Raw genomic sequence first — 23,099 nt, forward strand, 5'->3', positions numbered from 1 at the left:
ATGACGAGTATCCACTCGAAACTATCACGAGTGAGGAAGCCTCGTGTTCACATTACTTATGATGTTGAAACCGAAGGGACAACGCTAAAAAAAGAGCTTCCTTTTGTTGTTGGCGTAATGGGTGACTTTGCAGGCCAAAATACAGAAGCCTTGAAGCCACTTAAAGACCGTCGTTTCATTCAAATTGATCGTGATAACTTTGATGATGTACTTAAAAAGATGAATCCATCAGTCAAGTTCAAAGTCGCGAATAGATTGGCGAAGGACGACTCACAATTCGAGGTCGATTTATGCTTCAAATCCATGCAAGATTTCGAGCCTGCAGCGATTGTAAATCAAGTAGCCCCACTACGTCAGTTAATGGAAACACGCAACAAACTCCGTGACTTGATGACGAAAGTTGACCGTTCTGAGGAATTAGAAAACATTTTAGAAGATGTGTTGAACAACACTGAGAACTTAACCAAATTAGCGGGTGAGCTCAAACTTGGTGAATCTGCCTCTTCAGATAGTCCAGAAGGAGCAAGATAATGAGCACACAAGTTGAAAAGCAATTAGACCCAACGGTTGATAAACAAGCGTCTTCGTTTTTGGAGCAAGCGATTGGTGCGACAAAACAAACAGAATCATCTCGTGCAGAAGAGTTGATAAAAACGCTGGCAGAAGAAGCGATGAAAGGCACCGTTTCTTGGAATAAAAACTTAACGGTGACCTTCCGTGAAGCCATCAACTTGCTGGATCAGCAAATCTCAGAGCAACTGTCTGAGGTCATGCATCACCCGGAGTTGCAGAAGCTAGAGGGCTCTTGGCGTGGTCTTAATTACCTAGTCATGAACTCTGACACGAGTTCTACATTAAAGGTCCGCATGATAAGCATTACCAAGAAAGAACTTCATAAAGACCTAAGTAAAGCGGTTGAGTTCGACCAAAGCCAAATCTTCAAGAAGGTTTATGAATCTGAATTTGGTAGTGCTGGTGGTGAGCCATATGGTGCGTTGATTGGCGATTATGAGTTTACCAATCACCCGGAAGATATTGAGTCATTGCGTTTAATGTCAAACGTTGCAGCATCTGGTTTCTCACCGTTCTTATCCGCAGCTTCGCCAGCGCTGTTTGGCTTTGATGAGTGGACTGAGCTTTCAAAACCTCGCGATTTAGACAAAGTATTTGAGTCTTTAGAATACGCACAATGGCGTTCGTTCCGCGAGAGTGCGGATTCGCGATTTGTCAGTCTTACCATGCCTAAAGTGTTGGCTCGTTTACCATACGGTCAAGCGACGTCTCCAGTCGAAGAGTTTGGTTTTGAAGAGTTTGATGTTGATGCTGTATCTGGCATTGCAGTAAACGCTGACCACAATGACTATTGCTGGATGAATTCCTCTTATGTGCTTGGTGCGAAGCTCACTGATGCATTTTCTAAATATGGTTTCTGTACGGCTATTCGAGGTGCTGAAGGTGGCGGTCGAGTAGATAACCTACCAACGCATTTCTTTATGAGTGATGACGGTGACCCTGATATGAAATGCCCAACTGAAATTGGTATTACAGATCGACGTGAAGCGGAGTTAGGCAAGCTTGGTTTCCTTCCTTTATGTCATTACAAAAATACTAATTATGCTGTGTTCTTTGGCGCTCAAACTTGCCAAAAGCCTGCAAATCACGACTCGCCAGATGCGACTGCTAATGCGGCTATTTCTGCACGTTTACCTTACATGATGGCGACGTCTCGCTTCGCTCATTACTTAAAAGTAATGGCTCGCGACAAAATTGGTAGCTTCATGGAAGCAGAGGACGTGGAATCGTGGCTAAACCGTTGGATTTTAAGTTACGTCAATGCTTCTGAAGGCGGTGGTCAAGAGATCAGAGCAAAATACCCACTTGCTGATGCTCGCGTCCAAGTCAAAGAAATTCCGGGTGCGCCAGGTTCTTACAATGCGGTGGCTTGGTTGAAACCTTGGCTACAAATGGAAGAGCTCACCACGTCACTTCGTTTAGTGGCAAAAATACCGCAATCGGGTGGTTAAGTATGTTGTGGTTGGTTGTAATGGCCAACCACTCTTTCCAACGGATTAGGCTTGATACATGAGCAAAAGTACAGCATTGAATTTCTTAGACCCAAGTGAATTGAAACACGAGTTCAGTACTCTCGGGTGTGCGGAACTCGATAGCCACTGGGTGACAAATTTTGTTGAGTCAATGGATTCAATATACTCGGCAAAAATATGGTTGGAAGGAACGCAAAGCTCAAGCATGGAAAGCTTTCGACATAGCTTGATGAGCACCATTGATGAGATTGATGATCTGCTGGAAAGGCAACTCAATGAGATTATCCATCATGACACTTTTCAAAAGCTAGAACGCAGTTGGATCGGACTTCGCTATCTATGTAATCAAGTTGATGGGCAACCATCAGAAGACGTAAAGGTTAAACTGCTTTCTACAACTTGGGATGAAGTCAGTAAAGATGCATTGAAAGCCATTGAATTTGATCAATCTGCGTTGTTTAAACTGCTGTATCAAAACGAGTATGGAACGCCAGGCGGCGAGCCATTTGGGCTGGTTATTGGAGATTACGAGCTTCGACATGATCCGTTCACCAACCACTTCGATCGTGATTTATCGGTGTTGAGTAAGATTTCGCAATCGGCCGCGGCCGCTTTTAGCCCATTCATATTGTCTGCTACGCCAGGTGTCTTTGGTGTGAATCGTTTTTCAGAACTTTCGGCGATCAGCGATATCTCGACACAGTTTGAACAAACGGAATATGAAAAATGGCGACGGTTACGAGAGTCTGAAGATGCCAAGTTTATTGGCATTACGGCACCCAATGTCCTTTTTCGTCTGCCTTATGAAAGAGATGGCTCACGAGCTGAAAGTTTTCAATTTGAAGAACAGATAGATGACTCACAAACACAGCTCTTGTGGGGCAGTGCGGCGTATAGTTTTGGTGCGATTGCGATTCGAACGTATCAAGAACATGGTTGGTTCACTCATATGAGGGGCATAAAACAAGGTGATTATACTCAAGGGCTGATCCTCGCCCCAACGCGAGTTCGTACCCAATTTAATGGAAAAAACTCACGTGATAGAAGTCCATTAAATCTTAAGCTATCAGAGGCGCGAGAACAGATGCTAGCTGACAATGGGTTTATGTCACTAACTCCTGTGCCAGAAACTGACATGGTCGGCATGACATCAAATGTGTCTCTCTATCAACCAAAGTTGTACGCAGAAGAACATATAACCGTGAACGCAAAACTCTCTTCAATGCTGCAATACACCTTATGTGTATCGCGAATTGCTCACTACATCAAAGTGATGGGAAGAGACAAAATCGGTAGTTATCAAGATTCGTTTGCTATACAGCGCGATTTTCAACATTGGTTACACCAATATACGACGGCCTCTGATGAAGCCTCTGATGAACTCAGAGCGAAATATCCACTGAATGAGGCGAGCATTTCTGTCAAAGAAAAGCGTGATGCGCCAGGGAACTACTATTCGGTCATCTATTTACGCCCTCACTTTCAACTCGATCAAATGGTATCGGCAATCAAACTAATAACGGAGTTATCACCAGAACAGGTGGTGTAAGGAATAAGAATGACACAATGGAAAAAAGCATTAGCAGAAGGCAAACTAACCGAAGCGTTAGAAGTACTTATAGAGAATATTAAAGCTTCTCCCAAAGACGCTGCTCTCCGTAGTTCATTCATTGAGCTTCTTTGTATTGATGGGAATTTTGAACGAGCCGACGAGCAGTTAATACAAGCGATAAAACTGTTCCCAGAGTATCTTTCAGGAGCGAGTCAATTACGTCATCTTGTTAAGGCTGCGCAAGCTCGCAAAGATTTTTCTTTGGGAGCGGCAACGGCTCAATTTGTTGGTGGCAATCAAACAACGAATAAGTTGCTTGTCGAGTTTAATTTATCTCTAAAGAACGCAGAGTTTATTGATGCCTACAACTTAGCGAACGAGTTAGAACAGCAACGAGTTAAAAAGTCATACACTCAAGGCAGTGCAATTTATGATGACGTTCGCGACATAGACGACCAATTGGGCGGTTACATAGAACTCTTTTCAACTGCGGGTAATTATTTCCTAGTACCAATTGCCAACATAAAGCTCTTTGAAGTTAAAGAACCTTCCTCACTGCTGGAGCAAATTTGGCGTCCGGTTGAATTTGATATCGAAGGATTAGGTGAAGGAGAAGGGCATATGCCGCTCACTTACATTGGTTCGCAAACGGATGCTCAGAAACTAGGTCGAGAAACAGATTGGCAGCAGCTTGGAGATCAAGAACTATTCATTGGATTGGGACAAAAGTGTTGGCTAGTGGGTGAAGCGGCGCTGCCTATTTTCGATTTGAAGCAGCTTGAAGAAAGTATTTTGATGGCATAGAGGTAGAAATGGCTTTAGAAGCGTCATTACTGGACAAACTCATCGATTCAGATCCTTCCGTCCGTGATGAGAAAGATTTTCCAGTAAGTTCCCAATCATTACTTAATAACTTACTGAGGGATGTTGAAGCCATGCTGAACAGTCGAATTGGTTGGCGTGAACTTCCTGATGACCTTTTAGAAGTTCGGTATTCCATTTTAAATTATGGCCTGCCTGATTTTTCCTCTATGCCTTACAGCAGTCAAGAGGGGCAAAGTCAGCTTTGTGGGATTGTCTGTGACGCGATAAAAGAGTTTGAACCACGTTTGGAGTCGCCTTTCGTTACTATTTTAGATGAAAAAAACGCGACAGACCGGACTCTTAGACTAAAAATCACTGCCACCTGTCTCATTGGGAACAATACCCATGAAGTAACGTTTAACTCAGAAGTTGAACCTGTGAGTTTAGGTATGAAGTTGAGTAGAACAAAATGAGTGAAGAGTTCTTAAAGTACTACAATCGCGAGTTAGCTTATTTACGTCACAAAGGGCAAGAGTTTGGCGAGCAGTACCCAAAAATCGCATCTCGTCTAAGAATAAGTGAAGAACAAGTAGAAGATCCTCATGTGGAGCGACTTCTAGAGGGGTGTGCCTTTTTGACTGCCAGAATTCGGCAGAGTTTGGACAACAGTTATCCTCAATTTACGGAATCACTTATGGGGCAGCTATATCCAGATTTTCACGCGCCAATTCCTTCTATGTCGATTGTAAAAATGACTTGCTCGGATTCTACCAATGCACATTTTGATGTAGCACCCAGTGAAAGAGTTGTCATCAGTGCACCAAAGTTTAAAGAGTGTGAATTTCGAACGTGTTACGAAACGCGCATGTACCCAATAAACGTCGGCGAATGCTTCTTTGAAAATGCACCAGTGAAGCCGACGGGTTCTCGATGGGAGAGTACCGCAAGCGCCATGCTTAGCGTTCAACTCTGTGCCAATGATGGTGAAAGTGCTATCAGTCCGATGGAGATAGATAGCTTGAGGTTTTACTTAAATGGTCAACCTCAACTCACGCAGAAGTTGTATCAGATGTTATTCCAAAGCCTTGTAGGATTGTCAATTACAGTGCAAGGGAAGGAAGTCGCATCATATACGCAAAGGCATCTGAAATCAGTAGGTTTTTCCGACTCAGATAATGTGGTTCCCTATGGGAAAAGAAGTTTCTCTGCTTCAAGAATGCTCGTCGAATACTTGCACTTCCCAGAAAAGTTCATGTTTTTCGAGTTGGTGGATCTAGGGCTTGAAAAGCATGATTTAGGCGAAACGATAGATCTTTGCTTTTTCTTTGATTCAACAGATGACTGGTTACCAAAACAAGTCGATAGAGAAAGCCTCATGCTGGGCTGTACACCAGTAATTAATCTATTTCACAGTATTATGGAGCCCAAACGCTTGCTCCCCTCAGAGTACGATTACCATTTATCTCCCCAGTACCAAGAAGCGGAAAGTAATGAAGTTGTTTCTATTACGAATGTGACATTGAGAAATTGGAATAAGACTTACGATAACTTGCCTTGTTATTACGCTGGTGAGCATACGCACTATATGGGTAGCAACGAGATTTATTGGCTAATGAGGCGAGAAGATAAAAACTGGGCTGGTGGTTATGATGAGCCAGGTCGAGAGACTTATATGTCTTTTGTGGATAAGAAACACCAGATTTTTAGTCCTGAGAGCCGAGAAAATTGGCTTATGTACGTACAAGCGGAGTGCTGTAACCGTAATTTACCCCAAAAGCTTCCGTTTGGCGGCGGACTGCCAGAAGTATCGTTACCAGACGTCCATGATAACTTTGAATCTGTACGTTGTTTAGTTTCTTTATCTGAAACCATTAGGCCTGAAATGGATGAGAGTACTCGTTGGCAACTAACCAAGCTACTGACGCTCAATCATTTCACGCAAGACGATGGGCTTTCCGTGCTCAAACAAACCCTTAACTTATATGCATTTTCTGGCACGGCGGAAACGAAAGCACTTATCGATTCGCTCGTAAAATTGGAGTTTGAAAAAGTCGCTGGGAGAGTGAGTGAGCAAGGGAAAATGGGTTTTGCACATGGGGTTAAATTGATCCTTACGGTGTCAGACCAGATCTTGCTTAAGGAACAAATATTCCTTTTGGGGTGCGTGCTTTCTGTCTATTTCTCACAGTATGCCGAGGTGAATATTTTTACTCAGCTAGAAGTGAAGCTGAAGTCAACAGGCAAGCGCTTTTATCAATGGCCAGCACTGACGGGCGAGAAGGTTCTGTTATGAAGGCAGATGAGTTTTATCGTCAATTGAAACAGCGTTCGTTGTTTGAAGCTTTGCACTTAATTGAACAAGAAGTGCTTCGAGCAGAGGCGCAGTTAGGAACCGATGCGCTACCTAAAGACGAAAAGGTATCGATAAACGTTAACCCTTCATTAGGCTATGAGAACGCCCAGTTGTGTGCAGTTAAAACGCAACGTAATGACAAGTTGTGTTTGGAAACAAACTTGATTGGTTTAACGGGTGAACAAGGCGTTTTGCCTCAACATTACAGCGAGCTTGCCCTGAGTCGTAAAAAAGAGGGCGACAGCGCGATGGTAGACTTCTATGACATTTTTAATCACCGGTTACTTTCTCTTTACTATCGTAGCTGGCAATTGAGTCAACTTGCTTCACAGGTTGGGGCTCATTCTGAAGGGAGGCGCTCTCCTTTTGGGAGCATAATTGAGTCTGTTACGGGACAAACTAAGGAGCTCGCCAATCATTTTTCTGGCATTTTTGCTTCACCTAATCGAAGCAAAAGCGCACTTAAAGGGATGTTGGAGAGTCTAGCTGGATGTAATGTTCGTCTACATGAATTTCAGGGGCAATGGTTACATCTTTCGGCAGAGGATCAAACTCGACTGGTTTCCAAAAGTATGCCAGAAGGTCAATTTGCTCAACTTAGTCATGGCGCGTCGGTTGGGGCAAAAGCCTGGAATATCAATGCAGGCATCACGATTGAACTATTCCCTAATACGGCGGAACAAGTAAAACACCTTTTACCTAACACCGCTTGTATGGGAACGATAAAGTCCCTAACACACGATTTTCTCGGGAAGCATAAACGAGTTAAATGGAAGCTGACAACCCAGCACAAACACCTTCCTCAAGTTTGTATCTCAAAACAGCAAGGTCAATTAGGTATTGGCTCAGTATTGACGAAGCACAAGCGCACAAAAGACTGCAGAATAACAATTACCATTTAAAGGAATCAAAATGGCTTCATTATCACTATCAGCGTTGGTTGAACGGCTCTCTCCACATGCAAGAGAAACATTAGAGCAGGCCGCTGCAATGGCAAGTTCGCGCACTCATCATAGCATTGAAATGACACACTGGTTAGTCAGTATTATTCAGCATCCATCTGGCATATTCAGTGATATTTTCCGAAATCAAAATGTTGATGTAAGCCAAGTTGAGACACAGTTACTCGGACAGCTAGAGAAATACAAAACAGGTTGCGATTCGGTTCCTGGTTTGTCTGCGCATACGGTAACCATCATGCAAAATGCGATGATGATTGCGACGATAGAATTCAATCAAGAGCAATTAAATTGCGTGCATTTATTAAGAGCTTACTTAACCGATGACACGTTGATAGCGATGATGAACCAACCTAGCGCTGAGTTAGCGAAGGTTAATGTGAATGTATTGCTGAATGTCTGTGAAGGTGAATCCCGCCAACATGCCACAACTGACGGCCATAGTCAGGGTAAAAACACGGCACTTAGCCAATTTACTGTGGATCTTACGGAGCAAGCAAAACTAGGGAAAATCGACCCTGTTGTCGGACGCGATGACGAGATCCGCTTGATGACCGATATCTTGCTACGCCGCAGACAAAACAACCCAATTTTAACCGGTGAAGCTGGTGTGGGGAAAACCGCGGTGGTTGAAGGTCTTGCACAAAAGATCATCGATGGTGATGTTCCCCCAGCATTAGCTGGTGTTTCGATAAAATCCTTAGACATGGCATTGCTTCAAGCTGGCGCTGGCATGAAAGGTGAGTTTGAAAATCGACTAAAGAACGTCATAAAAGAGGTAAACCAATCCGAAACGCCAATCATACTTTTCATTGATGAAGCACATAGTTTAATTGGTGGCGGGGGGCAAGCAGGCCAAGGTGATGCCGCAAATATTTTGAAGCCAGCATTAGCCCGAGGCGAGCTCAGAACAATAGCCGCGACTACTTGGGCTGAATATAAGAAATATTTTGAAAAAGATGCGGCACTTACTCGACGTTTTCAAGTGGTAAAGATAGACGAGCCGATGCCGGAAACGGCAATTGCAATGCTGAGAGGATTGCTGGATGTTATGGCGAATCACCACGGAGTTTATATTACAAGCAAAGCCTTAGAGGCTGCTGTTCAGCTCTCCGCGCGTTACATAAACGGACGTCAATTGCCAGACAAGGCGGTCTCAGTGCTTGATACGGCATGCTCTCGCGTTGCTTTAAGCCAAGCTGCCACGCCAGGATCGTTGGATAGCAAACGAAAAGCACTTCAAATAAAGGAACTGGAGCTTGAGCAGTTGTCGAAGGAATCTTTATTTGGCTCGGAGAACAGTCGAGAAATCAACGATACCCGTGAGAAAATTGATGAGCTTCAAGGGCAGATACTAGAGTTAGAAGCAACATGGGAAACAGAAAAGCAGTGGGTTGAAGAAGTAAAAATTATCCGTCAAAAAATTCAACTCGAAGGAGGCGGCGCAGACAAGCAGCGCTTGAACGATATTGAAGAAAACTTAAGCCAAAACCCTAAGCCGCTCGTGTTCTCACATGTGAGCGAAGTACTTATTGGAGAAGTGATTTCAGACTGGACAGGCATACCGTTAGGAAAGCTTCAAGATGATGAAATTAAAGCCGTTCTTACACTAAAAGAGACATTGAGTCATCGCGTCGTAGGGCAAGACCATGCACTAGAAACCATGTCCGAAGTGATTAAAACAGCAAGTGCGCAACTAACCGACGAATCAAAACCCAATGGCGTATTTTTGCTTACGGGGCCTAGTGGGGTTGGTAAAACGGAGTCTGCACTCGCAATCGCGGAGAAAGTGTATGGTAGTGAAGATAATGTCACCACAATCAATATGTCTGAATTTAAGGAAGAACATAAAGTTTCTCTATTGTTAGGCTCCCCTCCTGGCTATGTCGGTTATGGTGAGGGAGGTGTCCTGACAGAAGCGGTAAGGCGCAAACCTTATAGCGTGATTTTGTTGGATGAGATGGAAAAGGCTCACCCTGGTGTACAAGACATTTTCTATCAGGTTTTCGATAAGGGTATTATCAAAGATGGTGAAGGGAGAGACATTGATTTTAAAAATACCATCATCATCATGACTGCCAATACGGGAACAGAGACGACCATGTCTCTTTACGAAGATCCTGAGTTGGCACCAGAGCCTAGTGCTTTAAAAGAAGCATTACGAGATGACTTACTCATTGATTTTAAACCCGCGTTTCTTGGGCGAGTAAATGTACTTCCATATCTTCCATTAAATAAAGAAGTATTACGTAATATTACTATTCTTAAATTACATAAAATATCCGACAGAATTCAAAAAAGCTATGACGCGAAATTAAAATTTAGTGATTCATTAATAAGTGATATTGTTGATAATAGCGATGAGTCAGGTAGTGGTGCTCGAGTCGTTCAAACCACCATTGAAAATACGTTATTGCCAAAAATTTCACATGAAATTCTGAATGCTATTCTTATTGGTAAGACATTCGAAGAGATTAATGTCGAAGGTGAAATTAAATCGCTTCACGTCTCACTTATTTAACAGTGGTTTCAATGTGAAAATAAATTGAGACTCGCTTCATATTAACTTTATTTTTAAGAAAATAGTGCTTAATTTAATTGTAATTAAACGATATAAAAGAGCGTATTTAAAATAAAGTTTTTGATACATAAGTCATTAATTATCAATAACGATTTGGTGATTAAATAACTACGCAATATGTCAATTATTAATGCTATAGGAGATTAGCATGCAGTCTAACACGTATCTTAAATATGCAGATATTAAAGGTGAAGCAACTGCTGAGCAGTACAAGGATCTAATTACACTACTATCTGTAGATTGGAGTGTTGGTCGTGAAATTTCATCATTCACTGGTACAGCAATGGATCGTGAAGCAAGTGCAACTCGCTTGTACGATTTGACCATTACTAAATTGCAAGATCGTTCTTCACCAGATCTATTTAAAGAAGCAACAATTGGTAAAGGTAAACCTGCGGTATTCCATATTACTAAGCAGGGTGAAAAAGTAGAAGAAATCATGAAAATCGAACTGACTGATGCAATGATTTCTAATTATTCTGTTTCAATTCAGGATGATCGTCCTATTGAAACCATCACTATTTCATACACTGAAATGATGATGACTGTGACACCTACTGATGATAAGAACAATACATCAGCACCGCTCGTATACGGCTACAGCGGCGTTAAAGGTCAACAAATGTAATTAATTTGCGGGGATGCTTATCCCCGCATTTTTTAAAGAAGTATTCAATGAAAAAAGCAACTCAAGACAATAACTTTATCCGAATTTTTACACCATTTGGTAAGGATGCAATAATTCTGAACTCGTTTGAGTATAACGAAGCTACGTCAGAGCTTTTTTCATTGCATGCTCGCGCTTATTTTAACGGGCAACAATCCGAATTAAACCAAATTATAGGCCAAGAAATAACGATCAGTATGGATAATCATCCATCGATATCACTACAGCCACGATATTTTCATGGCATTGTTTCAAAAGCTAAACTATCTGGCTCTCGGGTTTCTACTGTAGACAACGGTGAGCAATACAAAAATATAGAGCTGCTCGTAGAACCTAAATTGTGTTTCTCGAATTATCGAACAAATTGCCGAATATTTCAGTACAAAGACGTTAAAGAGATCGTGTCAGAAATACTTACCGAACACGCAATCACTTTCGGCTTTAAGTTGACTAAGACTTATGCAAAGTACACATACAAAGTTCAGTATGAAGAATCTGATTTGGCTTTTGTAAGGCGAATTCTCGCAGAGGAAGGAATTGCGTTTTGCTTTTTACACACAGCTTCAGATCACGTCATAGAGTTCTTCGATGATGTCAGTTACTACAAGCCTGCAAAAGAATTTTTTGTAGAGCATTCCACCGGAAGTTCGGCTTCTAGCCATATTCACTCTTGGAATGAAACACAATCTTTGACGACAAAAAGCAGCCACCTGTCAGGCTTCAATATGCTAAAGCCAAACTCTTATCCGAGACACTCTGCAAATGGAGCTACTGATTTCGTTACCGTTCCCACCAGCGAGTATTACGAATACTTAGCAGAGACCGAAACACCGGATCAATTTGCCTTTAGAAATATGCATAACATTGAATCGCTGCAACAAAATGTCTACCAATGTTTGGGAGAGGCGAGTTGTCGAACGTTTACAGTAGGTAAATGTTTTAAGTTTAAAAAACATGAAGACAAAACACGTATCGGTAAAGAGTATGTGCTGTCCTCTGTATGTATTTCCGCATCGGTTTTTAACCAGACAGGCCAAGGTGGGACTGCTAACCAAGGGGTTAGAGTTGCATTCCATTGTGTTGATTCAAAGACAATATTGCGTCCATCTTTTCGATTTGAAAAGCCGCAGATTAAAGGGCTTCAAACCGCCATAGTTACAGGTAACAAAGAAGGTGAAATCCATATCGATAAATATGGGCGCGTCAAAGTTCAATTCCATTGGGACCGTCAAGGAGTTTATGACGTAAATAGTTCGTGCTGGATGCGCGTTGCTCAGACCGTCGCTGGTAATGGTTGGGGGAGTACATTTCACCCGAGAGTCGGACAAGAAGTCATCGTTGATTTTGTGAATGGTGATCCTGATCAGCCTATCGTCACTGGTTCTCTATATAACGGTAGCCACGCCACGCCATACAGTTTGCCAGAACAAGCTTCTCAAAGTGGTTACAAATCTCGTTCAGTACAAATGGGAAGTAACAACTTTAATGAATTACGTTTTGAGGATAAGCCGGGTGAAGAGCATGTCTATCTTCATGCTGAAAAGTTATTCCAAATGTTGGTAGAGGATTGCGCAGATATCACCATTGAAAACAACAAAACGGAAAAAGTCACCAACAACGTAGCGTATGAAGTCGGCCAAAATTCAAAGGTTAAAGTGGGCAAAAATCAACAAACCGACATCGGTGAAGCTTTGTCAGTTAGCGCCGGAAAAAGTATCGAGATTAAAGTTGGCGGAGCGTCTATACAAATGTCGAGCTCTGGAGAGATAAACATCAAAGGCAATAAAATTTCGATTAATGGTTCCACCATTGGCTTGAAAGCTGGCCAAATATTTTTGAATTAAGGAATAAACCATGGGTAAGCCAGCAGCCGTCTTAGGAAGTCATCACGTCTGTCCTGATAAAACTGGAAAAATTCCACACCAAGGTGGCCCTGTGGCGGCCGGGTCTTCAAACGTAAAAATCACAGGCATTCCAGCTGCACGACAGGGAGACAAGCTTGTGTGTGTAGGACCTCCTGATAGTGTTTCTTCGGGCTCTTCTAGCGTTAAGATCAATGGAAAACCGGCTGCAAGACTTGGCGACTCAACTGCCCATGGTGGGAAAATTGTTGCTGGCGTCTCTACGGTTCTCATTGGGGGATAAATGTCGTTATTTTTTGAACCCGCCCTTTGCGTTATAAACAGCAAAGCGTTTTCCATTGAACAGTACTCAAATGCCACGCTTAGAGTGCCAAGTGAAGTAGCGAATAAACTTAGCGTTACCGAAGATGATGACATTCGAATCCGTCGATTGCTTCATAAGCTTAGCCATAAAATCCAGGCCCTAGATATAAGCGCACCTGTTTGTGTTTTATTACCAAAAATCTCATGTAAGCCCACCTTGAAAAGCGTTACCTCAGTCATTTTGTCTGCATTTCATTTTAAGAGTTATTCACAAATTCGATTCTACCCTTATGGTGAAGCATCATTTTTGATGGCACTGAGTCAAATACAAAAGCTTAGCTTTGAAAATAGATTTACTTGGATCGTGGCGATCAATCTTGGAGAGAGTCTAGGCAGTGGCATGGGCGCGTATGATTCATTAGTCGCAGCGCGTTGCGTTGTTGTAAATGAAGGAATCGAAGTTCGTGCGCAATCAATCGATCTCGACATTACTTCGTTAAATACCGCAGTAGACAACGTCATTCGACAGTTAGGGAGCACCCTCAAACATCCAGTAGATGAACTCTTATTATCTATTGGTAATGGGCAGCCTAAATGGTTGGAATCTATAAGGTTTTTATCACCAGTGATTAAGGCGGAAACTCAGTATACTTTTTCAGACGTCTTAACTGGACCTTTGGGACCGTGTAGCGGCCTTCTAAAAACATTGTCTCTTTGTTATCAGCAACAGGTTCGGCGTGTTGAGAATTTCCATGCGCTTCAATTAGACATTGAGGAAGACGGTTATGCTGTAGGTACATCCTTCAACTGGTGTAGTGAGTAACGATTTAAGATGAACGCACAAAGGATTGTTAAGCTCACAACGCTCGATGGCGAAGTTTATTTATTTTCCCCACAGCAGTACTACGTCGGTAAGCAAGAGACGTTCAGCTCTATTAGAACTGCGGAAGTTTTTGTGGAGCGCTTTCATTACTCTGCGCTTGACGACTTAATAGAAATCGCATCTTGGTCTACCGCGAGAGTGAGTTTTTCTGATGAGTTTGCTGAACTCACAGAAGAGCAAGTCTATAGCAGTCTTGCTGCAAGTCTATTTGAACAAACGTTGTTCGCTTTCCAAACTCCCAAACAAGCACCTACAACATTTTATCCGAACACAGAAGTTCCGGTGCAATTGCTTGCGCGAACAATAGATAACTCAGCGCAAGAGCAAGATGAAAACGTATCGAAGACCGGAAGTCAAAGTAGCAATCTCCCGCAAAATGAAAGCAGTAAAACACACGTCAAAGCTGGTGACCCCGTTTCGTTGGTAACCGGAGAGGAAAACTTAACGTTAACGGACATACAGCTTTCTTTTGGTTTGGAATGGCAGCGGACCTACCGCTCTTCGTTTTCGGATAAAAGTACCGTACTCGGTTTCGGCTGGCGGCATAATTATCAGTATGAACTGAATGACGTTGTTGATGAGAAAGCAAAAGTGATCGGCTGGCTCTTTATGGATGAGATGGGAGATACGATCTTATTTCCTCCTGTTTCTCAAGGAGAGGTTAGCTATCAAGTCTACGCTGACGCAACTTGCCAGCATCATGAAACCGGATTTAGGCTAGTTACCTTAAATGGCAATGTACAAATCAAGTTTGTCCGGGTCGAGAATCTTTGGTTAGCCAGTGAGATTCGTCTTGGATCTATGAAACAGGTAAGCCTTGAATACTCACGCAATCATCGTATTACTCAAATTAACGTCAACCGCCAACCAAGGCTAGAGTTACAATACAACAAGCAAGGATTGCTTGTTGAAATTCGCCACCCAAAAACTCAAGCCACATTGGCTGAGTATCAGTACGACAACGCCCTTTGTTTATGTAGTTCTAGGGATGAATTCAGTTTGCTTGAATCCTATCAATATAATGAGACGAAATTGCTCATTAAGCGAACGCGTTCAACGGGCTTTTCGCATTATTTCGAATGGGAAGGCAACGGACCTAGTGCCAAGTGTTTAAATAACTGGGGCGATGAAGGGGTTTATCGATATACCTTTGAGTTTAAGCTTAATCAATCAAAGGTAACAGATCCACGCGGCTATACATGGCGATACAAACACAATGAGCACGGCAAGTTGCTTGAAAGTGAAAGTCCTGAATCTAGGCGTTGGACATACGAATATGACTCGGGCGGCCGCTTGGTTGGTGAGGTTACGCCAGATGGAAGCTATGTAACTTACACCCACAACCGGTTTGGCCAAGTAAAAAGTAAGCTGCATTCATCGGGTGCGACGGAGCATTTTGAATATAACGAGTTCGGCTTTTGTATAAAGCACCAATTTCCTGATGGCGAAGCCATTGAAAAGCAATTTAACGCATTAGGTCAACTAGTCTGGCAGCAAAACAAAGATGGCCAGCAAGAAAGACATCGATTTGATAAATATGGGCGACAAGTCGAGCAAATCTCAAATACCGGAGCGAGTACGCAATGGTGGTGGAATGACTTACACCAACTTCGAGCAAAGAAGACCAATCATAGCTTAATTCGTTATAGCTATGATGAAACCGATCGTATCAATGGAATTGCGTATCCTGAAGGACTTGTTTGTGGTTTAGAGCGGAACGAGAGTAATTTGCTCTCTCGCCTATATTTTCAAAACTCGCAAGATGAAATCTTACGTGAACATCGTTATGAATACGATGATTTTGGGCGAGTAAAACGCATTTGTACACCACGTGGTAGCACATTAATCAATTGGAGTGAACTTGCTCAACCGACCGAGATTGTCAAAGCTGACCAGAGCACTCTCTCATTTGCGTACGATGTGGAAAGGAACCTGAAAACCATTGAGCGTTCTGATGGTTGTAAGTACGAGTTTGAATACACACCTGATGGTCAAATCAGCCAAACAATTAACTTTGATCAAGTGCAAACCAACTACACCTATGATCAAGCTGAACGATTAAGCCAAATTTTGACTCGTAATGGGCGCGTCTCTTTCCAGTATGACGAACTTGGTCGAATCACAAAAGTAAATGCCCATGGTAAAAGTCGTGGTGTAGAGGACCATTACCAACACACGTTAGGCGGCAAGTTAATCCGCGCACATAACCGTTTTTCGAACGTTTCCTATACGTATTCAGGTACGAAATTGGTAAGTGAAGAGCAGGGACGCTTTTCTATCGCCAATCAATATCAAGATAACGGTTTACTTCGTTCTCAATGTTATGACGACGGCACAGAGGTGATGTATGAGTATGATCAGTTCGGTACAGTATGTGGATTAACGATTCGTTCAAACGGTTCTGAAAGAAAAGACTCAATCACGTTTGAATACGATGAATTGCAACGTTTATTGAGAATCACGTATGGCGGGGGGCAAGAGCAAAAGGAGTTCGATGGGATAGGTCGCTTAAAACGTCAAACATGGACTGGCTTCGAGCGTAAATACCATTTCAACGCACAGCATTTTCTGTCGCTTATCATCGACAGTGAAAAGGGCCCCCAGCATTATCAATATGATGAGCTTGGCCACCTAGAAAGAATAAAGACGGAAACCTCGGAAGAATCATACGTCTATGACAGTTTTGGCAACTTTAATGACGAAAGTGTTCAGCGAGAACATGACCGTCTTATTGAATATCATGGCATCAGGTACGATTACGATGAACTCGGTAACAGAACCAGTAGTCAAGGTAATGGACTAGAGCAGCACTGTGCTTACGATGCTAAAGGGCAATTGATTAGTGTCGAAAGCGAAGGGCATTTATGCCAGTTTGAATACGACGCACTAGGCCGAAGAACTAAGAAAATCAGCGAAAATGGAACCACCGAATTTATTTGGCAAGGAAGTTACCTGATCGGCGAGTATTCTCGTTCCGGTTATCGGTGGTATCTATATCAACCAAGCAGTTTTATTCCACTTGCCGTTATTGAAAACGGGGATTGCTATTTCTTCCAATGCAATCAAATAGGAACCCCAGAACGCTTGGTGGACTCTAACGGGCAGGTAGTTTGGGAAGCAGAATACGATACCTTTGGGTTTGCTCACGTTGGCATCGAGACGGTTATAAACAACCTTCGCTTACAGGGGCAGTACTTCGATATTGAGACTGGTCTGCACTACAACTTAGCACGCTACTACGACCCTCAAATAGGTCGATTCATCCAACCCGATCCCCTAGGGCTTCTCGGTGGAACTAACCACTATCAATTTGCGCCAAATCCAGTTTCTTGGGTTGACCCCTTAGGTTTGTGTGCAAAAGAAGACACGCCGACAGTTCTTGCCGGGCATAATGATAATTCGCCTGAGAGAGCAGTGTATGAAAAATCAGTAGCTAAGATTACTGGACCAACGATTGAGGAGCTCATCGCAGATCCGACATTACAGGGACTTAAACCAGTCAATATAGATCCAATGTCGATGATGGTCGAAGGAATAGAAGATATGATAGACGCTGGTAAAGCGTTTATTGATACCCCTTCGTTTGCCAACGCAACAAATATAGCCATTTCTGCAATACCTGGTAGATATGCAGAAAAAGTTGTAAAGAGACCAAAAAGGTTTGCTGACGACTCAAAATTAATAAGCCACTTTGAAAAACATGGAGCTGAATTTGATGCTAAAAGTGCAGATGAGTACTTATCTATGGCTAGAAAAGTTATGCAAGATGGAATTAAAGTGCAGTATCCTTATAAAGGCGAAGTTAGAACAGGGTTTGTTCAATTAATGGGGACCAATAGAAAAGGCCAGGCTAAATTTGCTTTTGTAGGTACGAATGGTCAAGGACAAATAACAACGCTACATACCAAGAGTGGTAAGGATTTCTGGAAGACTCTAAACAGCAACTCCAAAGAAAAAGTTATAAGGCCCGTTGAATAATGATTATATACAACGCAAAAGTTCTTGGATTAAATCCAGATATTGAAGAAGAAGTTACGCTTGAAGTGAATGGTGTCGAATTAACCTGTTTTGCAGGAATGTGCCCCTATGAATTGAATATTGGGCAAGAATATCCCGTTACATTTGAAATGTTGGATTTTGAATTAACAGAGCAGGAAAGCACAGAAGAAACTAGTATGACAAGGGTCGATAGTACCTATGCTTACAAGCTATTGGGTAGACTAAACGGCAATACCATAGACGCTGGACTTAAGATTTGTGATGATTTTTTAGAGTCTGACTATGCATATTTGGATGGTCAGTTTATTTGCCTTTGTGTCGAGCGGTTGGACGTAGAATTTTTAGATAGGTAAACCGAGTGCGTGAGGGCATGTTCTTTGCTCCCAAAATAATGAGCGTGTTTGTGCAAATAAATTAGGCAAAAGATATGAGCTCAAATGATTAATGAAAACTCTACACTAGTTCGCTTTGTTATGAATACTGATAAATTGAAAAAAGTACCTCATCAATCTTATAGCCTAGATGGACTGAAAAATGGTGAGTGTTTGTGTGTGGTCAATCAAGATGATACTTGGCTAGTTGTATACAACAGTCAAGGAAGAATTACGTCTGTAACTGAATGTCAAAATGAAGAAGATGCGTATGAGGAACTATATCGCCAAATCTCAGATGCTTATGGTTGGTAGATTTGAAGTGCGCACAATTAGCTTGTTTATACTTTAACTCCAGCATACGCCACAAACCACATGAAAAGCTTACGAACTCACGATATCCTAGGGGGATAATAAGATAGCGCCATGTAGATGGCAGAAAGTGAATTCGAATGAAGTTTATCCATACCTCAGATTGGCACCTCGGCCGACAGTTTCATAACGTCTCTTTGCTTGACGATCAGCAAGCGGTTCTTGACCAGTTAATCCGATACATTGAGAGCAACCCCGTTGATGCAGTGGTTGTTGCTGGCGATATTTATGACCGTTCTGTCCCACCAACTATTGCGATTGAACTACTTAACAAAGTAGTGAAGCGAATCTGTGGTGAGCTGAACACGCCGATGATTTTGATTTCTGGTAACCACGATGGAGCTGAACGCCTGGGTTTTGGTTCAGAACAGATGAAAAATGCGGGTCTCCACATTATCAGTAACTTTGAAGACATGCTTACTCCTGTTGTTATTAAAACCGAAAGCGCAGGGCAAGTTGCTTTTTATGGCATGCCTTATAACGATCCTGAGCAAGTCCGTTTTGCCTATCAAGAACCCGTTTCGACCCACGACCAAGCGCACAAGTTACTCGCTGAGAAAATCACTGAGCAGTTCCAACCAGAGCAACGCAACGTGTTAGTCAGCCACTGCTTTGTCGATGGTGCCATCGAGTCTGAATCTGAGCGTCCGCTTTCGATTGGTGGTTCCGACCGCGTCAGTCACGAGCATTTCCTCAACTTTGACTATGTAGCGTTGGGGCATTTGCATCAGCCACAGAAAAAAGGCGAAGAATACATTCGTTATTCTGGCTCATTGATGAAATACAGCTTTGGTGAACAAAACCAAAAGAAAGGTTTCACGCTGGTGGAAATCGACGAAAACGGGTTTGTTTCGGCAGAACATGTTGACCTTACTGCTCCCCATGAGATGCGAATCATTGAAGGTGAACTTGAACAAGTGATAGAGCAGGGGAATACCGATCCGAAAAACGAGGACTACTTGTTGGTACGTTTGATGGATAAGCACGCAATCTTAAACCCAATGGAAAAGCTACGTGCTGTTTACCCAAACGTTTTGCACCTAGAAAAGCCGGGCATGTTAATTGGTGTTGAGCAGGAAATGGCGCAAGCGAAGTTGGCGAGAAGTGAGATAGACATGTTCCGAGACTTCTTTTCGGAAGCGCAAGACAGCCAATTATCGCAAGAACAAGATCAAGCGATCAGTGACATCATCAAACAACTTTCTCAGCAAGCTCTGTAAGGACCAAACATGAAACCCATTAAACTGACAATGCAGGCTTTTGGTCCTTTTGCTCAAACAGAAACGATTGAATTCGACAAGCTGGGAACTAACCCTCTGTTTCTCATCAACGGTCCTACTGGTTCGGGTAAAACCTCAATTCTCGATGCGATTTGTTTTGCGCTTTATGGTGAAACGACAGGTAACGAGCGCCAAGGTATTCAAATGCGTTGCGATATGGCAGCGCCAACGTTATTGACCGAAGTGACGCTAGAGTTCTCTTTGCACGGCAAGTCTTATCGAGTGATTCGCTCACCAGAACAAGAAGCACCAAAGGCACGCGGTGAGGGCATGACGGTGCGTAAGCATACCGCAGCTTTGTATGAGATTACGGACGAAGAAAAGCTAATCACTAGCAAAACAACGCAAGTAAAGACGGAAGTGGCCAACATTATAGGCTTGAACGAAACTCAGTTCCGCCAAGTGATGGTGCTGCCACAAGGTAAGTTCCGAGAGTTGTTACTTGCGACGTCCAAAGAGCGGGAAGAGATCTTTGGTCAGCTATTCCAAACGGATATCTACAAGAAGATTGAATATGTGCTGAAAGACAAAGCGAGTGCCATTAGCAAAGCCAAAGACGAGTTTGATAACCAAATTCGAGGCGCACTGCAGGTAGCTGGTGTTTCTTCCGAAGCGGAGTTAACAGAGCAGCGTGAAGCGTTATCTGTTCAATTTGAAATCGTGCAAAAGCAAGAGCAAGAATCTTTGGCACAATTAAATGCGGTAAAAACTGATCTGCAAAAAGCAGAAGCATTGAGCAATGAGTTCAAAAAGCGCGAGCAAGCCGAAATTGCATTGAAGCAACATTTGGAACAGAGCGATGCTGTCTCATCACGCCAATTGCAGTTAGACAATGCGAAGAAGGCAAGCAAGGTTGAGTTGCCTTATGTCACGTTACAAAACGCCTCAAAGCAAACGCAAGAACTTGAGCAAAAGGTGGCTAAGCTTTCGCAAGATCTTACTGTGGCAAATGACGCGGTAAAATCCAAAGAAGGCGCATTGCAAACCGCGAAAGAACAAGCCGCACAATTGCCAAAACTGACAGAGCAGCAATACCAACTTGAAGGCATGAAAGGAAAGTTGGTTGAAAAGTCAGAGCTAGAGAAAGCCATTAATGCAGGTTTGACGCAAAAATCCGAGTTTGAAGCAACACTGAAGAAATATATCGCTCTTAAAGAGAAGTTAACGCTAGAGGCACAACAAGGTCAGAAGTCACTGGATCAAGCCCGAGTCGATGTTGCAAGTATTGGCAGTGTAGAGGCAGAGATAAAGCAGCAACAACGTTTGATGCAAGACCTACAGAAGCTCACTGGCTTAAACCAAGAGCTGGCGAAATTGGATGCGCTGACGCTTAGCAAACAAGCTTCGGTTGACCAAGCAAAAGCACGATACATAGAACTTCAGCGCTCAGCAGATACACTTGAATTGAGCTGGCACAATGCTCAAGCCGCTGTATTGGCTCAGCGCTTACAAGCTGGTGAAATGTGTCCGGTGTGCGGTAGTGTAGAACACCCTCAACCCGCTCAATTTGTTGGTGAAGAGGTCACTAAGGATCAAGTTCAAAACGCTCGAAATATAGAGCGAGAAGGGCAAGTTGCGCTTAACCAATTGAACAATCAGTTGGAGCAGCACAATATCGCAACTGGACAATACAAGCAGCAGATTGAGCAACTATCCGTTGAACTTGGTCAAAACGCATCAATAGATTTGGGCGCGTTACAAGTGTCCATGCAGCAGCTCAATGAACGCTTGCAGCAATTGTCATCGATTAACTTGGTTCAGTTGGAACAAAACGTCAATGAGTTAAACCAGCGCTGTGTTACTGGGGAAGGTAAGATCAATGATCTACAAAACCAGATGGCAGCGAATGAATCGACGGTGAAAGTGAATCAAGAGCAACTGGCTAAACTCTCAGCTTCGTTAGATGCTAAGTACTCGTCTCTTGAAGTTCTTGAGCAAGACATTGCTGTGATTCAAAAGCAAATTATGGATTTGAATACGTCATTAGAGGCTGCACAAAATCATTTGCAACAAGCGGTACTGGCAAAGACCAATATTGAAAGCCAGCTGACAACTAATCAACAGTGGTTGAATGAGGCACTAGATCGTTTGAACACCACCAAAGCTGATTGGGAGCAGGCTTTGCAGGCGAGCGCATTCGAGGATGAAGCGCAATTCCTAGCAAGTAAAGTTGATGAAGCCGAGATGCAGGTTTGGCAGCAAGAAATTGATGCGTTCAAACAAACTCAAATCAAGCTAGAACAAACTATGGCAGACTTGAGTTCAGAGTTGAAAGACTTGGCGTTGCCTGATTTAGAAGAGTTTAACGTTAAGTTAAACATTGTTCAGCAAGGTTACGTTGAAGCGCGTAATCAGCTTGATAGCACGCGATCTCTGTTTGAACGTCTAGAGAAAGTCCGTAATGACATCGCGACGTTACATGACAAGAACACTAAGTTAGAAGACGAATACAAAGTTTTTGGTACCTTGTATGACGTTGCTAGCGGTAAAACGGGTAGTCGTATCAGTCTACACCGATTTGTCCTCGGTGTGTTATTAGACGACGTATTGATTCAAGCGTCACAGCGTTTAAGTCTGATGAGTAAAGGTCGTTATATCTTGGCTCGTAAAACCGAAGGCTTTAAAGGTGCGGCAGGGCGAGGCTTGGATTTGGTGGTTGAAGATAGCTACACAGGTAAAACGCGCGATGTCGCGACATTATCAGGTGGTGAATCTTTCATGGCAGCGTTAGCGTTAGCGCTTGGTCTGTCTGATGTTGTGCAGTCTTACAGTGGTGGTATTCGTTTAGATACATTGTTTATTGATGAAGGTTTTGGCAGCTTAGATCCGGAGTCTTTGGATCTTGCGATTCAAACCTTGGTCGACTTACAGCAAACGGGTCGTATGATTGGCGTGATTTCTCACGTATCTGAGTTGAAAGAGCAAATGGCGCAGCGCATTGATGTTGAACCGTCGCGACTTGGTTCTACAGTTTCTGTGAAGTCTCAGATGGCATTTGATTCTTAATCGGTAACGGTAAACATCAATAAACAAAAAGCCCCGCTAGATTACGGTGTAAAATAGCGGGG

At 42.9% G+C, this 23,099-nt stretch carries 17 protein-coding genes; all 17 read left to right on the forward strand.

What is annotated here, in order from left to right:
- Entirely contained in the window at positions 1–531 is a 531-nt protein-coding gene (tssB, locus tag C1S74_RS21790) for a type VI secretion system contractile sheath small subunit (RefSeq protein ID WP_045399883.1), read from the forward strand.
- Positions 531–2,024, forward strand: coding sequence for a type VI secretion system contractile sheath large subunit (gene tssC / locus C1S74_RS21795; protein ID WP_045399885.1), 1,494 nt, complete (start codon positions 531–533; stop codon positions 2,022–2,024). Before tssB ends, tssC (C1S74_RS21795) begins: the two co-directional genes overlap by 1 nt.
- Before the next feature lie 58 nt (positions 2,025–2,082).
- Positions 2,083–3,594 (forward strand): type VI secretion system contractile sheath large subunit, encoded by a 1,512-nt coding sequence (gene tssC / locus C1S74_RS21800; protein WP_045399888.1) that lies wholly within the window; start codon positions 2,083–2,085, stop codon positions 3,592–3,594.
- A 9-nt stretch (positions 3,595–3,603) separates the two neighbouring features.
- The gene (locus C1S74_RS21805; RefSeq protein ID WP_045399889.1) at positions 3,604–4,401 is read left to right on the forward strand and encodes a type VI secretion system accessory protein TagJ; all 798 of its coding nucleotides are present in this window, start codon (positions 3,604–3,606) and stop codon (positions 4,399–4,401) included.
- A gap of 8 nt (positions 4,402–4,409) precedes the next feature.
- On the forward strand, positions 4,410–4,874 hold the full coding sequence (tssE, locus tag C1S74_RS21810) for a type VI secretion system baseplate subunit TssE (protein ID WP_045399892.1): 465 nt from the start codon (positions 4,410–4,412) through the stop codon (positions 4,872–4,874).
- Positions 4,871–6,694, forward strand: coding sequence for a type VI secretion system baseplate subunit TssF (tssF, locus tag C1S74_RS21815; RefSeq protein WP_045399895.1), 1,824 nt, complete (start codon positions 4,871–4,873; stop codon positions 6,692–6,694). Before tssE ends, tssF begins: the two co-directional genes overlap by 4 nt.
- Positions 6,691–7,656: a type VI secretion system baseplate subunit TssG gene (gene tssG, locus C1S74_RS21820; protein WP_045399897.1), complete on the forward strand. Its 966-nt coding sequence runs from the start codon at positions 6,691–6,693 to the stop codon at positions 7,654–7,656. Before tssF ends, tssG begins: the two co-directional genes overlap by 4 nt.
- A gap of 10 nt (positions 7,657–7,666) precedes the next feature.
- Positions 7,667–10,234 carry a type VI secretion system ATPase TssH gene (gene tssH, locus C1S74_RS21825; RefSeq protein ID WP_045399899.1) on the forward strand — a complete coding sequence of 856 codons (2,568 nt, stop codon included), beginning with the start codon at positions 7,667–7,669 and terminating at the stop codon, positions 10,232–10,234.
- A 208-nt stretch (positions 10,235–10,442) separates the two neighbouring features.
- Entirely contained in the window at positions 10,443–10,922 is a 480-nt protein-coding gene (locus C1S74_RS21830; RefSeq protein WP_038867685.1) for an Hcp family type VI secretion system effector, read from the forward strand.
- A 47-nt stretch (positions 10,923–10,969) separates the two neighbouring features.
- Positions 10,970–12,805 (forward strand): type VI secretion system tip protein TssI/VgrG, encoded by a 1,836-nt coding sequence (gene tssI, locus C1S74_RS21835; protein ID WP_045399902.1) that lies wholly within the window; start codon positions 10,970–10,972, stop codon positions 12,803–12,805.
- Positions 12,806–12,815: 10 nt separating this feature from the next.
- Complete coding sequence (locus C1S74_RS21840; protein ID WP_045399903.1) at positions 12,816–13,106, forward strand: PAAR domain-containing protein; 291 nt, start codon at positions 12,816–12,818, stop codon at positions 13,104–13,106.
- Entirely contained in the window at positions 13,107–13,949 is an 843-nt protein-coding gene (locus C1S74_RS21845; RefSeq protein WP_045399906.1) for a hypothetical protein, read from the forward strand. It begins immediately after the preceding gene.
- Between the two features lie 9 nt (positions 13,950–13,958).
- Entirely contained in the window at positions 13,959–17,987 is a 4,029-nt protein-coding gene (locus tag C1S74_RS21850; RefSeq protein WP_082039051.1) for an RHS repeat-associated core domain-containing protein, read from the forward strand.
- Positions 17,987–18,361, forward strand: coding sequence for a hypothetical protein (locus C1S74_RS21855; protein WP_045399908.1), 375 nt, complete (start codon positions 17,987–17,989; stop codon positions 18,359–18,361). The genes C1S74_RS21850 and C1S74_RS21855 overlap by 1 nt, the downstream gene beginning before the upstream one ends.
- A gap of 84 nt (positions 18,362–18,445) precedes the next feature.
- Positions 18,446–18,694 carry a hypothetical protein gene (locus C1S74_RS21860; protein WP_045399910.1) on the forward strand — a complete coding sequence of 83 codons (249 nt, stop codon included), beginning with the start codon at positions 18,446–18,448 and terminating at the stop codon, positions 18,692–18,694.
- Between the two features lie 137 nt (positions 18,695–18,831).
- On the forward strand, positions 18,832–19,971 hold the full coding sequence (locus C1S74_RS21865) for an exonuclease SbcCD subunit D (RefSeq protein ID WP_045399912.1): 1,140 nt from the start codon (positions 18,832–18,834) through the stop codon (positions 19,969–19,971).
- Between the two features lie 9 nt (positions 19,972–19,980).
- On the forward strand, positions 19,981–23,037 hold the full coding sequence (locus C1S74_RS21870) for an AAA family ATPase (RefSeq protein WP_045399915.1): 3,057 nt from the start codon (positions 19,981–19,983) through the stop codon (positions 23,035–23,037).
- The last annotated feature ends 62 nt before the right edge of the window (positions 23,038–23,099 follow it).

This window comes from Vibrio hyugaensis, assembly GCF_002906655.1.
In the GTDB taxonomy this organism is placed as follows: domain Bacteria; phylum Pseudomonadota; class Gammaproteobacteria; order Enterobacterales; family Vibrionaceae; genus Vibrio; species Vibrio hyugaensis.

Bases quoted from the DNA above. Each gene is read 5' to 3' on its own strand.
- tssB (WP_045399883.1), top strand. From the start codon at position 1: ATGACGAGTATCCACTCGAAACTATCACGAGTGAGGAAGCCTCGTGTT.
- tssC (WP_045399885.1), top strand. From the start codon at position 531: ATGAGCACACAAGTTGAAAAGCAATTAGACCCAACGGTTGATAAACAA.
- tssC (WP_045399888.1), top strand. From the start codon at position 2,083: ATGAGCAAAAGTACAGCATTGAATTTCTTAGACCCAAGTGAATTGAAA.
- C1S74_RS21805 (WP_045399889.1), top strand. From the start codon at position 3,604: ATGACACAATGGAAAAAAGCATTAGCAGAAGGCAAACTAACCGAAGCG.
- tssE (WP_045399892.1), top strand. From the start codon at position 4,410: ATGGCTTTAGAAGCGTCATTACTGGACAAACTCATCGATTCAGATCCT.
- tssF (WP_045399895.1), top strand. From the start codon at position 4,871: ATGAGTGAAGAGTTCTTAAAGTACTACAATCGCGAGTTAGCTTATTTA.
- tssG (WP_045399897.1), top strand. From the start codon at position 6,691: ATGAAGGCAGATGAGTTTTATCGTCAATTGAAACAGCGTTCGTTGTTT.
- tssH (WP_045399899.1), top strand. From the start codon at position 7,667: ATGGCTTCATTATCACTATCAGCGTTGGTTGAACGGCTCTCTCCACAT.
- C1S74_RS21830 (WP_038867685.1), top strand. From the start codon at position 10,443: ATGCAGTCTAACACGTATCTTAAATATGCAGATATTAAAGGTGAAGCA.
- tssI (WP_045399902.1), top strand. From the start codon at position 10,970: ATGAAAAAAGCAACTCAAGACAATAACTTTATCCGAATTTTTACACCA.
- C1S74_RS21840 (WP_045399903.1), top strand. From the start codon at position 12,816: ATGGGTAAGCCAGCAGCCGTCTTAGGAAGTCATCACGTCTGTCCTGAT.
- C1S74_RS21845 (WP_045399906.1), top strand. From the start codon at position 13,107: ATGTCGTTATTTTTTGAACCCGCCCTTTGCGTTATAAACAGCAAAGCG.
- C1S74_RS21850 (WP_082039051.1), top strand. From the start codon at position 13,959: ATGAACGCACAAAGGATTGTTAAGCTCACAACGCTCGATGGCGAAGTT.
- C1S74_RS21855 (WP_045399908.1), top strand. From the start codon at position 17,987: ATGATTATATACAACGCAAAAGTTCTTGGATTAAATCCAGATATTGAA.
- C1S74_RS21860 (WP_045399910.1), top strand. From the start codon at position 18,446: ATGATTAATGAAAACTCTACACTAGTTCGCTTTGTTATGAATACTGAT.
- C1S74_RS21865 (WP_045399912.1), top strand. From the start codon at position 18,832: ATGAAGTTTATCCATACCTCAGATTGGCACCTCGGCCGACAGTTTCAT.
- C1S74_RS21870 (WP_045399915.1), top strand. From the start codon at position 19,981: ATGAAACCCATTAAACTGACAATGCAGGCTTTTGGTCCTTTTGCTCAA.